This window comes from Mycolicibacterium madagascariense, assembly GCF_010729665.1.
GTDB classification, from domain to species: domain Bacteria; phylum Actinomycetota; class Actinomycetes; order Mycobacteriales; family Mycobacteriaceae; genus Mycobacterium; species Mycobacterium madagascariense.
Genome location: NZ_AP022610.1, coordinates 1,270,038 through 1,282,640, shown reverse-complemented (window position 1 = coordinate 1,282,640; position 12,603 = coordinate 1,270,038). Strand labels below are relative to the sequence as shown.

Here is a 12,603-nt window from a genome sequence, read left to right as displayed (position 1 = left end):
GGCGTTAGCATTCGCCCGCTGACCGGCAGGACGGAGTCGAACATGGGTTGGTCACGACCGCACTACGCGTCCGAGCGCGAGCCGGACGCCGTTCCATCTCGCGAAACTACTTCTGCTGCAACGACTCTCGGCGTCCTGCCGCGCGCCCGCACGGTGTTCGTGATGAACGACGAACTGCTCCTGCACGGGCTGGTGCACGTGCTGGCACAGGCCGACGGCGTGCGACTGCTCGGCGATCTTCGCCACACCGCCGACCTCGGCGACCGGCTGCGGGCGCTGCGCCCCGACCTCCTGGTCGTCGACGTGCACCGCGGTGCGGCCCTGGCCGACCTGGTCGCCGGGCTCGATCCGGTCCCCCGGATCGTCGTCGTCATCGACGGCGAGGAGTCCCCCGCGGGCACACTGGACCTGATCCACGCGGGCGCCGACGCCATCGTCGACCGCCGGTCGTCGTCGGCGGAGCTCCTGAGCGCCGTCGCCAGGGTCCTCGACGGTCAGACCGCGCTGGACGCCCACAGCGCCAACACCCTGATCGCAGAACTGCGTTCGCGCGAACGCGCGGTCGAAGCCGACTACGCGGGCATCCTCACGCGGCGGGAGAAGGAGGTGCTCGCGCTGCTGACCGAGGGCCTGGACAATCGGGCCATCGCCACCGACCTGTTCATCTCCGAGGCCACCGTCAAGTTCCACCTGCACAACATCATGGACAAGTTCGGCGTGCACAAGCGCGCGGCGCTGGTGTCCGCGGCGCTGCGCGGCCGCATCTAGGGCAGCACCAGCGACAGGCCCGCCGCCGCGGCAGCGCCGAGCAGCGGGCCGAGTACCGGCACCCACGAGTACCGCCAGTCCGGACCGGCCTTGCCCGGGATCGGCAGGAACCAGTAGGCGATGCGCGGTCCGAGATCCCGGGCGGGATTGATCGCGTACCCCGTGGGCCCACCCAGCCCGAACCCGATGGTGATCACGACGAACGACACCGCCGCATAGCCCAGCGACTGGTTGGACTTCGGGTCGGTCAGGATCCACAGCACCAGCACGAAGGTGGCGATGATCTCGGTGACGATGTTCCAGCGGAACCTGCGCACCGACGGTGACGTGCAGAAGATGCCGCGGGTGCCCGAATTGTCGTCCATGGCATCGAATTGCAACTTGAACGCCGCCCAGCACAGCGAGGCGCCGACGATGCCCCCAAGCATCTGCGCAGCCCAGTACACGGGGACCGACGACCACGGGATGCCACCGGAGATGGCGACGGCCAGCGTCACGGCCGGATTGATGTGCGCCCCCGACGGTCCGGCCACGCTCGCGCCGGCGAACACGCCAAAACCCCAGCCCAACACGATGATCAGCCAGTCCCCACCTCCGCCATGGGAGTAGGAGTTCTTCAGTACGACCGCCGCCACCGAGCCGTTGCCGAGGAGACAGAGCACCGTCGTGCCCAGGAATTCCCAGATGAAGATGTCGATGTTCGACACTGACCACACCCTCTCGCGAGCCTCGTGGACGCGGCCGGGCCAGAATTCACCGAGCCTGCCCGACGAGTGTCGTCGCCGGTGGGGCCGTCGAGGGGTGGTTTCGGCTGACCCCGCTCATTACCTGATCGCGCGGTCAGCTTTTGGATAGTCTTCGCGCTACCGGGGTATGGCGCGGCACCGCAACGTAACCTGAAACCCGGCGGCTCAGCGGAAATCCGCCGCCGGCCAAAGACCTTGCACCGCCGATAGTTTGAGAGGCCCAGCCATGACTGCCATCACCCTGTCCACCGCCACCTCCGTGGTCGACGCCGCCACGGCGAAGGCGCGCGAGATCGGCCAGCCGATGAACATCGCCGTGGTCGACGACGGCGGTCACCTGGTGGCGTTCGTGCGCATGGACGGTGCGATCAAGGCCAGCATCGACATCTCGATCCGCAAGGCGCGGACGTCCATTCTGATGAACGCGCCGACGAGTGCGCTCATGCCGCTGGTGCAACCGGGCGCCGAGCTGTACGGCCTCGAGCAGACCTCCGGCGGCATGGTCATCTTCGGCGGCGGCATCCCACTGACCGTCGACGGTGTCGTGGTGGGGGCGATCGGGGTCAGTGCGGGCAGCGTCGACCAGGACGTGTCGGTCGCCGAGGCAGGCCTTGCGGCGCTGAATTCCTAACGCGCTGCGCGCATTTGGGTTACAACACGGGGACGAGCGCCCGGACCAGCCGCGCCGAGATCGCGGCCACGCCGTGTGCGAACGCGGTGAAGTCGAGCGACGAGTCGTGGCCGGCCAGATCCGACAGGGCGCGCACGACGACCCAGGGGATGCCGAACGTCTCGCACACCTGAGCGACGGCGCCGCCCTCCATCTCCACCGCGAGCCCGTTCAGTTCGCGGACCAACCGCTGGCGCGTGGTCTCACAGTGCACGTACTGGTCACCGGTGAGCACCGTGCCGTAGGCGATCCGCGGCGGCCGGTCTGCACCGCCCGCAGCCGCGGGCAGCGCAGGCAGCACCATCCCGTCGAGGCGCGCCCGGATGGTGGCCAGCAGCTCCGGATCCATCGAATGGCCGAGTGCCTCAGTGGGATTGATGAAGGGGACGTGGCCGGCCTGATACCGGCGCAGGGTGTCGTCCTCGACCAGCCCCGCGTCGTGCTGGATCACCCGGTTGGCCACCACGACGTCGCCGACGTGCAGGGTCGGGTCGAGGCCACCCGCGACACCCGACAGGACGACCGCGCGGCAGCCGAAGCGCTCGATGAGCAGCGTCGTCACGACGGCGGCGTTGACCTTGCCCATCCCGGCGCCGGCCAGCACTACCGGGTGCCCGTCCAGGGTGCCTTCGTCGAAGCGCACGTGCGCGAGTTCGGTCGCACGGGCGTCGGCCAGTGCCACCCCGAGATGCGTCAGCTCCTCGGGCAGAGCACACAGCAGCCCGACGGTCATGACTCAATCACTGTGTCTCACAGTCGACGTCAGGAGACGTCGACCCAATCCAGCGTCCGCTGCACGGCCTTCTGCCATCCCGCATAGCCCGCGGCGCGCTGGTCGTCGTCCCAGGACGGCGTCCACCGCGTGTCCTCCTGCCAGTTGGCGCGCAGGTCGTCGGGGTCGTCCCAGAACCCCACGGCCAGACCCGCCGCATAGGCGGCGCCGAGCGCGGTGGTCTCCGCCACGACGGGTTTGCTCACGTCGACGCCGAGCACGTCGGACTGGATCTGCATGCACAGATCGTTGGCCGTGATGCCGCCGTCGACCTTCAAGACCTCCAGGTGCACACCGGAATCCGCCTCCATCGCATCGACGACGTCGCGGCTCTGGTAGCAGATCGCCTCCAGCGTCGCGCGGGCCACGTGGGCGTTGGTGTTGAAGCGCGACAGGCCGACGATCGCGCCCCGGGCATCGGAACGCCAGTACGGCGCGAACAACCCGGAGAACGCCGGCACGAAGTACACCCCGCCGTTGTCGTCGACCTGGCGGGCCAGCGACTCGCTCTGCGCGGCGCCGCTGATGATGCCCAGCTGATCGCGCAGCCACTGCACCGCCGATCCGGTGACGGCGATCGAACCTTCAAGGGCGTACACGGGTTTCGCGTCCCCGAACTGGTAGCAGACGGTGGTGAGCAACCCGTTCTCGGAACGGACGATCTTCTCCCCGGTGTTCAGCAGCAGGAAGTTGCCGGTGCCGTAGGTGTTCTTCGCCTCCCCCGGCGCCAGGCACACCTGGCCCACCATGGCGGCCTGCTGGTCGCCGAGGATGCCGGTCACGGGCACCTCGCCCCCGACCGGGCCGGTGTCGAGGGTCGTGCCGTAGGGCTCGGGTGAGGACGAGGGCACGATGCGCGGCAGCATCGAACGCGGAATGTCGAAGAACGACAACAGTTCGTCGTCCCAGTCCAGTGTCTCCAGGTCCATCAGCATCGTGCGGCTCGCATTGGTGACGTCGGTGACGTGCACGCCGCCGCGGGGACCGCCGGTCAGATTCCAGACCACCCAGCTGTCGCTGGTCCCGAAGATCGCATCGCCGCGCTCGGCGGCCTCGCGTACGCCGTCGACGTTCTCGAGGATCCACTGCACCTTGCCCGCGGAGAAGTACGTGGCGGGCGGCAGACCGGCCTTGCGACGGATGACGTCACCGCGGCCGTCGCGGTCCAGCGCCGAGGCGATGCGGTCGGTGCGGGTGTCCTGCCAGACGATCGCGTTGTAGTAGGGCCTGCCCGTCTTGCGGTCCCAGACCAGTGCCGTCTCACGCTGATTGGTGATGCCGAGTGCAGCGAGGTCCGTCGGCTGCAGCTTGGTCTTGTTCAACACCGACGTCAGCACCGACGCCGTGCGCTCCCAGATCTCGACCGGGTTGTGCTCGACCCAGCCCGCCTGCGGCAGGATCTGGTCGTGCTCGAGCTGGTGGCGGCCCACCTCCGCGCCGTCGTGGTCGAAGATCATGGCCCGGGTACTCGTGGTCCCCTGGTCGATCGCAGCGACGAACTCAGTCAACGGTGCTCCTTCGCTTACCCGCTACCGGTGTGCCTGTCGTCACACACGCTAGGTGGTCCAACGTTGCAGTGAGGTTGCATTGGCCGATCCCGCGACCGCTCAGCGCTGCTCGCTGACCGAGTCGGCGACCCTGGCGGCCACCAGGCGTGCGGTGTCGACGTCGGCGGCCTCGACCATCACCCGGACCACCTGCTCGGTTCCCGAGGGCCGCAACAGGATTCGGCCGGTGTCGCCGAGTTCGGCGGCGGCCTGCGCGACCGCGGTCTGCACCGACGGCGCCTCGGCGACGGTTGCCTTGTCCGCGACCTCGACGTTGATCAGGACCTGCGGCAGCGTGTGCATCGGCGCGGCCAGCGCGGCCAGACTCGACCCGGTCTGCGCCATCCGCGACATCAACCGCAGTCCGGTGGCGATCCCGTCGCCGGTGGTCCCGAGCGACGGCATCACGATGTGACCGGATTGCTCGCCGCCGAGCGAGTAGTCCCCGGCTCGCAACTCCTCCAACACGTAGCGGTCACCGACCGCGGTGGTCCGCACCTCGATGCCCTCCTCGCGCATCGCGATGTGCAGACCGAGATTGCTCATGACCGTGGCGACCAACGTGTTCGAGGCCAACTCGTCGGCGTCGCGCAGCGCCATCGCGAGGATGACCATGATCGCGTCGCCGTCGACGACGTTGCCGTCGGCGTCGACGGCCAGGCAGCGGTCGGCGTCCCCGTCGTGGGCGAGGCCGAGCTGCGCGCCGTGCGCCGGCACCGCGTCGCGCAGCACGTCCATGTGGGTCGAGCCGCAGCCGTCATTGATGTTGAGCCCGTTGGGTTCTGCGTTGATCGCGACGACGGTGGCGCCTGCCGCGCGGTACGCGAGCGGCGCCGCCAGCGACGCGGCGCCGTGCGCACAGTCGACCACGACCGTCAGGCCCTCGAGGGAGGCGTTCGCCGCGGTGCCCACGTGCCGCAGGTAGCGGTCGAGGGCGTCGTCGGGATCGACGACCCGGCCGATGCCCGCGCCGACGGGACGACGACCCGGGCCGGCGCCGAGCAATTCGGTGATGCGGTCCTCGGCGTCGTCGTCGAGCTTGTGCCCACCGGGGCCGAAGATCTTGATGCCGTTGTCGGGCATCGGGTTGTGCGACGCCGAGATCATCACGCCGAACTCCGCGCCGTACACGCCGGTGAGATGGGCGACCGCAGGGGTCGGCAGCACGCCGACCCGCAGCACGTCGACGCCCTCGCTGGTGATGCCCGCGATCACGGCCGCCTCCAGCATCTCGCCGCTGGCGCGGGGATCGCGTCCGACGACGGCCACCCTGCGCTGCCCGCCGGTGGTGCCGAGCCGGCGCGCCGCCGCCGATCCCAGCGCCAACGCCAATTCGGCGGTCAGATCGGTGTTGGCGACACCGCGCACGCCGTCGGTGCCGAAGAGTCGACCCAATGCCCCTCCTAGATACGCCGCGAGCGTGCGCGCCAAGGAACTGACGCGCACGCTCGCAGTCGAACGGTACTGAGGATCAGCGCTTGCTGTACTGAGGCGCCTTGCGGGCCTTCTTGAGTCCGTACTTCTTGCGCTCGATGGCCCGCGGGTCACGGGTGAGGTAGCCGGCCTTCTTCAGCGGCGGGCGATCCTCGGGCTGCACGATGATGAGCGCCCTGGCGATTGCCAGACGCAGCGCACCGGCCTGTCCGGAGGGGCCGCCACCATCGAGGTGGGCGAAGATGTCGACGCTGTCGAGCCGGTCGACGAGCACCAGCGGCGCCTTGATGAGCTGCTGGTGCACCTTGTTCGGGAAGTACTCCTCCAGGCTGCGGCCGTCCAGCATGAACTTGCCGGTGCCGGGCGTCAGACGCACGCGCACCACGGCCTCCTTGCGGCGGCCGACGGTCTGGACGGGGCGGTCGAGCAGCAGCGGCTCGCGCGCGGGGGCGTCGTCGCCCTGCGCGGTCTCGACCACGTCGACGGTCTCGGCGCCCTCGGGCGCGGCGATCTCGGCGTCGTCGATGTCGGGGGTCTCGTTCACGTCAGTCGTCTCGGTCACTGGGCCACCTGCTTGATCTCGAACGGAACGGGCTGCTGGGCCGCGTGCGGATGCTCGGACCCGGCGTAGATCTTCAGCTTCTTCTGCACCTGACGGCTCAGCTTGTTGTGCGGAAGCATGCCGACGATCGCGTTCTCGACGACCTTCTCGGGGTTGCGCGCCATCATCTCGCCGATGGTGCGCCGACGCAGACCGCCGGGGTAGCCCGAGTGGCGGTAGGCGTACTTGTTGGCCAACTTGTCGGCGCCAATGGCGACCTTGTCGGCGTTGATGACGATGACGAAGTCGCCACCGTCGACATTGGGCGTGAACGTCGGCTTGTGCTTGCCGCGCAACAGTGTTGCCACTGCGACGGCGAGCCGGCCGAGGACCACGTCGGTGGCGTCGACGACATACCACGTGCGCGTGGTGTCACCCGCCTTCGGCGTGTACGTGGGCACAGCGCGTACCTTCTTCTCTCTCGGGTTGCCCGGACGGGCCGGGGTGTCGGTCGGACGCATGCGGTGGGAATGCCCGGCGACCGACGTAGACCCGAGCACCCGCGGAGTCGAGACGACTCACCGCGCGCCAACCGGGCAGCCTACCGGCGACCGTCGTCGCAGGTCAAAACGCCGCACCCGGGTCTGGGCGGGCGAGGGGCCCGGTCCGGCGATTTGTCGGGTCTGCCCAGGTCAGACATCGTGCCACGACTGTGCGGTCCCTCCCGGGCTCTCCTCCCGTTCGGGACCGCACAGGGTCGTGGTCGGCCGGCGGCTACCGGCCCCAGGCCGCCGCCGCCCGCCGATCGGTGTCGGCCACCTCCTGCGCACCGTCGCGCACGGCGTTGCCCAGGGCGATCAGGATGTCGTTGAGGGCCGCCGCCGAGCGGTCCCAGCGTGCTTGCTCGACGCGGTAGGCCTCCGCCGCCTCGCGCGTCCAGACGGCCTGCAGCGGCGCTATGTCCGCCCGCAGCTCGTCCAGCGCCGCATTGAAGCGGGCCGACGTGCGGTGGATCTCCTGACGCACGCCGTACTCGATCTCGTCGAAGTCATAGGACAGAACCGGATCCATCGATGTCGCTCCATTCGCTCTCAGCACCCCGACCTAACGGACGTCCACCGCGGCGATGCGGTGGGAATGCAATTCGGCCGCCTCGCGCAGCGTCTGCTCGTTGCCGCGGATGGTCTCGGCGATCCGACCCAGGGACTGGTGCAGCGCCGTCGATTCGGTGTTCCACCGGTCGACCACCTCGCGGAACCGGACCGCGGCCGCACCGCCCCACACCGACGACGGCACACTCGTCATCTGGCCGATGAAGGTCTGCAGCATGGCCCTGGTCTCCTCGTTGCGGTCGTCGACCCTGGCTGCGACGGCCGTCATCAACGCGAAGTCGGCGTTCAACGCCCCACCCGTCATCACTTCTCCTCTCGTCGTGATCCCCACCGCCAGGTTCGACGCGTCGGCCGACGATTCGGTTCCCTTGCGCGCGAGTCACTTTGGCGTGACCTTTGGCATCACCGCGCGAGCCGACGCGACGGCCCGGTCACACGCCGGCCCCACGCCGGCCCCCTGGCAGCCGACCGCGATCCGGACGCCACCGTCGAGCACCACCGTCCAGTCGACCGCACCGCCCGCGCGGAGCTCGCGGTACGTGATGGCCTCGCGCCCCGCCCGCGTGCCGTGCGCGACGAAGTCGACGAACACGCCGTCGGGTTCCTCAGCCAACGCCGTCTGCAACGACGCGGCCGTCGCGTCCAGGGTCTGTCCGGTCCGGACGCGGGTCTGCGCGACGTGCAGCACGGCGGAGCGGTCCCGCGGTGACACCACCCGCACCCTGACCGACCCCGGCCCCGCGGTGATCCGCTCCACCGCCCAGTGCGCGGGGACCTCGAGCGTTACCCGGTCCTCGACGACCCACGCGACGTCGGCGGCCGACCCGTCGTCGAGGCCCACGGCGGCCGCGGTCAACGCTCCCGCGGCGGCGACGGCGACCGTCACCGCGGCGGCGCGGGGGCGAATGCGTCGCGGGCGTCGGGACGCCGCGCGTGCGGCGTCGAGCAGCGTCGCGTCGTCGGTGACGGTCACCACGGCGCCCCGCTCGCGCAGCCGGGTCGCGACCGCGGCCGCGAACCCGGCCGTTCCCGCGGGGGCGTCCACGGTCACGTCGGGTACGTCGCCGAGGCGCGCCGCGATGGCCTCGACGACGCGCGTCGCCGGCGGCACGCGGGCGATCAGGTGACGGCGGCCGGCGGCCACGACCGCGATGAGGTCGGGGGAGAGCTCCACCGTCGCCGAGCCTGACGCCAGTACGTCCGACCGCCGCGCGAGCACCGTGCCGGGCCCGCCGGGGGCCGCGGCCGCGATCCGGTCGACGCGGGCGGCGGGCCACCACGACGGGTGCACCAGCACGACGTCGCGCGCCGACCCCACGGCCGCGGCCAGCACGTCGCGCAGGAGTTCGTCGACGAGCACCGGCCGGTCGTCGACCAGCGCCAGCTCGTCGTCGAGGCACTGCAGCGCGGTCGCAGCGAGCTCGGGGTCCACGGCGCCGGGACCGGTGATCACCGACGGGCCCACGACGACCGCGCTCACGGCGGTTCCGTCCACGCCACCTGAATGAGTCGATCGGGCTGCCCGCGACCGGTCAGCGTGCCCCGGCCCGCGGGCAGCGGCCCCGGCCGCACCGTCCCCAGCAGGACGCCCTCCTCGGGATGCGCGCTCATCATCAGCCCGAGCTGACCGAGCTCGCGCAACCGCGCCAGCACGGGGTCGAACATCGCGCGCGCCGCGCCCCCGGAGCGGCGGGCCACGACGAGATGCAGGCCGAGGTCCCCGGCGTGCGGAAGCAGCTCGAGCAGGGGCAGGAGCGGATGGCCCGACGCACTCGCGACGAGGTCGTAGTCGTCGACCACGACGTAGATGTCCGGTCCCGTCCACCAGGACCGCTCGCGCAGCTGCGTCACGGTCACCTCGTCGCCCGGCAGGCGGTCCACGAGCACCTCGACGGCCGCGGCGATCCGCGCCTGCGCCGCCGCGACCGACGGCGCGTAGCCCAGTAGACGATCGGGTGCCACGACGTCGAGCAACGTCCGGCGGGGGTCGACGACGACGAGGCGCGCCGCGTCAGGTGGGTGCACGCGGGCGAGCTCGCGGCACAGGACGCGCAGCGTCGCGGTCTTGCCGCACCCGGTGTCCCCGAGGATCAGCAGGTGCGACAGCGCGCCGAAGTCCACGACGACGGGCGCCGACTCGTCATCGACGCCGATCGCCACGCGATCGGGACAGCGCGCGACGACGTCGTCGTACGCGACGAGGGACGGCAGCAGCCGGACGGGCGGCGCGGTCCGGCCGCGGTAGCGGACCGGCGGGTCGGCCGCTCCGTCGATGCGCGGCAGGGCGATGACGCACTCGAGCCCGCTGCGCGTGATGCCGTGCCCGGCCGGCCGCGCGCCGAGCAGCCGGGCCCGCTTTCTGTCCATCTCCGAGTCGGCGGGGTCACCGAGGCAGAGCTCGATGCGGGTGCCGAGCTGGTCCTTCAGCGCGGGACGCAGGTCGGCCCACCGCGCCGCGGTGACGACGACGTGCACGCCGAAGGACAGGCCCTGGGCGGCGATCGCGGTGATCGCCTCCTCCATGCCGTCGAACTCCTGCCGCACCACGGCCCACCCGTCGACGACGAGGAACGTCTCGGCGCGGTCGGCGTCCCGCTGGGCGGCGCGACGCCGGACCAGGCCCTGCACGTGCGCGACGATGCGCCGGGCCAGCTCGCGGTCGGTCCGGCCTGCCACCGCGCCCACGTGGGGCAGCCCGGCCAGCCCTGGGCCACCACCGAAGTCGAGCGCGTAGACGTGCAGCGCGGCGGGATCGTGGGTCGCGGCCAGCGCCAGCACCAGCGTGTGCGCGGCCGTCGACTTCCCCGATCGCGGACCTCCGACCACCGCGACGTTGCCGCCCGCGTCGCGCAGGTCCACGACGAGCGGGTCGCGCCGCTGCCCGAAGGCGTTGTCCACCAACCCGATGGGCAGCACCAGGCGCGTCGGTTCCGGCACGCCCGCCAGCAGCGCCCCCAGCGTCGGCGATGCCCCCAGCGGCGGCACCCACACCCGGTGGGCCGGATCGCCGCGGCCGGCGAGGCCGTCGATCACGACGTCGACTAGGGCGCGCCCGGCGTCGGGTGCGGCGGGCGGCGGCTCGTCGCCGGCCGTGAAGAGCGCCGGTGCCTCGCTCACCGCCGACGTGGCCTCGACCGGTCCCGACACGAATGCGGTCCTGAACCGGGTCAGCTCACCGGAGGGTGTCTTCAGGAGTGCGGCACCCGGCGTGGCGGGTAGGTCGTAGGCGTCGGCGGTGCCCAGGACGGCCCGAGAGTCCAACGCAGAGAACGTCTTCAGACAGATGCGATAGGACAGATGGGTCTCCAGACCGCGCAGCCGACCTTCGTCGAGGCGCTGGCTGGCCAGCAGCAGGTGCATGCCCAGCGAGCGTCCGACCCGGCCGAGCGCCACGAACAGCTCGGCGAACTCGGGGTGCTGGCTGAGCAGTTCGGAGAACTCGTCGACGATGACGAGCAGCGTGGGCAGCGGCTCGAGCTCGGCGCCGCGGGCCCGTGCCGCGGCGTAGGCGTCGACGTCGGGAACCGATCCCGCGGCGCGCAGCAGCCGTTGACGACGGGTCATCTCGCCGGCCAGCGCGTCGCTCATCCGTGCGACGAGGTGGGCCTCCTCGCCGAGGTTGGTCACCACCGCCGCTACGTGCCGCAGCCGCTCGAAGCCGAGAAACGTTGCGCCACCCTTGAAGTCGACGAGGACGAGGTTCAGCTCGTCGGGTGCGTGCGTCGTGACCAGCCCGAGTGCCAGCGTCCTGAGGAACTCCGACTTGCCCGATCCCGTGGCGCCGACGCACAGCCCGTGCGGTCCCACTCCGCCCCTGGCCGCCTCCCGGAGATCCAGGTCGACGCGGTCACCCTCCTCGGTGACGCCGATTGCGACGCGCAGCCGGGCGCGGTCGGCCCCGGGCCGCCACACCCGGTCGACGTCGAGGCGGGTGGGATCGCCGATCCCGACGAGCGCGGGCCACCCCGTGGCGGCCGGGGTCACCGCGGTCGAGGCGTGCGGCGCCAGGCGTCGGGCACACATCGCCGCCTGCGCCTCGGTCAGCCCGTCGGGGTGCTCGAGCGCACCGACGACGAGGCGCAGCTCGTCGGCCGCGGGCCACCGACCGATCGTCAGCACCGTCGTGCCGTCCGTCGCGGGAGGCGGGTCGTTTCCGTCATGGATCAACAGGCGCCGCGCCGCGCGCCGGGGTGCGGTCCGGAAACGGTGGTGCGGTAGCCATTTGAGCCAGCCCCAGTCGGCGGCGGCTCCGGTCGCGGTGATCTCGACGACCTCGGGGCCGTGCAGTACGGCGAGCTGGCACACCATCGCGCGCGCCAGATCGCGCGCCGCGTCGGGGCTGCCCTCCACCGCGATGCGCCCGTGCGCGAACAGGTCGACGGTGATCGGCGCCCCTGGCACCGTGGCACGCGCCGCCAGCAGTGCCACGAGAGCGCCCGCGGTGACGGGGTCCTGCTCCTCGACCGGCCCGAGGTCGGGCGCGACGACCGCGGCGCCCAGCGGCCGCGGGCCCACCCCGATCCTGACCTGCCCGACGTCCTCGGACCCGAGCCGACGTTCCCACCTGCGCTCACCGCCGGCCAGGATCCACAGTGCCTCGGGGTTCGGGTGGCTCCGTTGCGTCGACTCCCGTTGCGCCAGAGCCATTCTCGCGAGTACGAGATCCAGCTCGGCGAGGTAGCGCAGATACCCGCGACGGCCCTCGTCGAGCTCGCCGGACCGGCGCGCTCCCCTGGACTGGTAGATCGTCGAGGCCAGCACCGACACCACCATCATGATCGGCAGCATCATCAGGGTGGGGCTGCGCGCGGACGCCGCCCCGGTTCTGGCGTAGAGCACCGCGGTCCCTGCGACGGCCAGCAGCATCCCGACGGGGAGCAGCCGGGCCAGCAGGCTGGTCGGCGGGTCCTTGGGGACCTCCGGCGGCCGTTGCACCACGACCTCGTCGGGCGGGTTCTGCGCTGACGTGTTCATCGGAGGGATCAGACGCCCCGGGGACGCGAATGGTTCCAT

At 71.3% G+C, this 12,603-nt stretch carries 12 protein-coding genes; 2 read left to right on the top strand and 10 right to left on the bottom strand.

Annotation, left to right across the window (positions count from 1 at the left end; translation table 11 throughout):
• The first annotated feature begins 42 nt into the window (after positions 1-42).
• On the top strand, positions 43-768 hold the full coding sequence (locus G6N60_RS28850; RefSeq protein WP_163733929.1) for a response regulator transcription factor: 726 nt from the start codon (positions 43-45) through the stop codon (positions 766-768).
• Here the strand turns inward: G6N60_RS28850 and G6N60_RS06075 are convergent.
• Entirely contained in the window at positions 765-1,475 is a 711-nt protein-coding gene (locus G6N60_RS06075; protein WP_163733926.1) for an MIP/aquaporin family protein, read from the bottom strand. The genes G6N60_RS28850 and G6N60_RS06075 overlap by 4 nt on opposite strands.
• 265 nt (positions 1,476-1,740) lie before the next feature.
• Between G6N60_RS06075 and G6N60_RS06070 the strand changes: the two genes are divergently transcribed.
• On the top strand, positions 1,741-2,145 hold the full coding sequence (locus G6N60_RS06070) for a GlcG/HbpS family heme-binding protein (protein ID WP_163733924.1): 405 nt from the start codon (positions 1,741-1,743) through the stop codon (positions 2,143-2,145).
• A gap of 19 nt (positions 2,146-2,164) precedes the next feature.
• Here G6N60_RS06070 and G6N60_RS06065 read toward each other — a convergent pair whose 3' ends face one another.
• The 9 genes from G6N60_RS06065 to eccCa form a co-directional block, all read right to left on the bottom strand.
• Positions 2,165-2,917 carry a 5'-methylthioadenosine/adenosylhomocysteine nucleosidase gene (locus G6N60_RS06065; RefSeq protein ID WP_163733920.1) on the bottom strand — a complete coding sequence of 251 codons (753 nt, stop codon included), beginning with the start codon at positions 2,915-2,917 and terminating at the stop codon, positions 2,165-2,167.
• A gap of 29 nt (positions 2,918-2,946) precedes the next feature.
• Positions 2,947-4,464 (bottom strand): glycerol kinase GlpK, encoded by a 1,518-nt coding sequence (gene glpK / locus G6N60_RS06060; RefSeq protein ID WP_163733917.1) that lies wholly within the window; start codon positions 4,462-4,464, stop codon positions 2,947-2,949.
• A gap of 99 nt (positions 4,465-4,563) precedes the next feature.
• Positions 4,564-5,898 carry a phosphoglucosamine mutase gene (glmM, locus tag G6N60_RS06055; RefSeq protein ID WP_163743537.1) on the bottom strand — a complete coding sequence of 445 codons (1,335 nt, stop codon included), beginning with the start codon at positions 5,896-5,898 and terminating at the stop codon, positions 4,564-4,566.
• A 76-nt stretch (positions 5,899-5,974) separates the two neighbouring features.
• Positions 5,975-6,415 carry a 30S ribosomal protein S9 gene (gene rpsI / locus G6N60_RS06050; RefSeq protein WP_246241157.1) on the bottom strand — a complete coding sequence of 147 codons (441 nt, stop codon included), beginning with the start codon at positions 6,413-6,415 and terminating at the stop codon, positions 5,975-5,977.
• An 80-nt stretch (positions 6,416-6,495) separates the two neighbouring features.
• Positions 6,496-6,939, bottom strand: a complete 444-nt coding sequence (gene rplM / locus G6N60_RS06045; protein WP_163733914.1) for a 50S ribosomal protein L13 — start codon at positions 6,937-6,939, stop codon at positions 6,496-6,498.
• A 313-nt stretch (positions 6,940-7,252) separates the two neighbouring features.
• Positions 7,253-7,549: a WXG100 family type VII secretion target gene (locus G6N60_RS06040; protein ID WP_163733911.1), complete on the bottom strand. Its 297-nt coding sequence runs from the start codon at positions 7,547-7,549 to the stop codon at positions 7,253-7,255.
• Between the two features lie 33 nt (positions 7,550-7,582).
• Positions 7,583-7,894 (bottom strand): WXG100 family type VII secretion target, encoded by a 312-nt coding sequence (locus G6N60_RS06035; RefSeq protein ID WP_163733908.1) that lies wholly within the window; start codon positions 7,892-7,894, stop codon positions 7,583-7,585.
• Positions 7,895-7,969: 75 nt separating this feature from the next.
• Complete coding sequence (locus tag G6N60_RS06030; protein WP_163733905.1) at positions 7,970-9,085, bottom strand: type VII secretion-associated protein; 1,116 nt, start codon at positions 9,083-9,085, stop codon at positions 7,970-7,972.
• Positions 9,067-12,564: a type VII secretion protein EccCa gene (gene eccCa / locus G6N60_RS06025; protein WP_163733902.1), complete on the bottom strand. Its 3,498-nt coding sequence runs from the start codon at positions 12,562-12,564 to the stop codon at positions 9,067-9,069. The genes G6N60_RS06030 and eccCa overlap by 19 nt, the downstream gene beginning before the upstream one ends.
• Positions 12,565-12,603 lie beyond the last annotated feature (39 nt).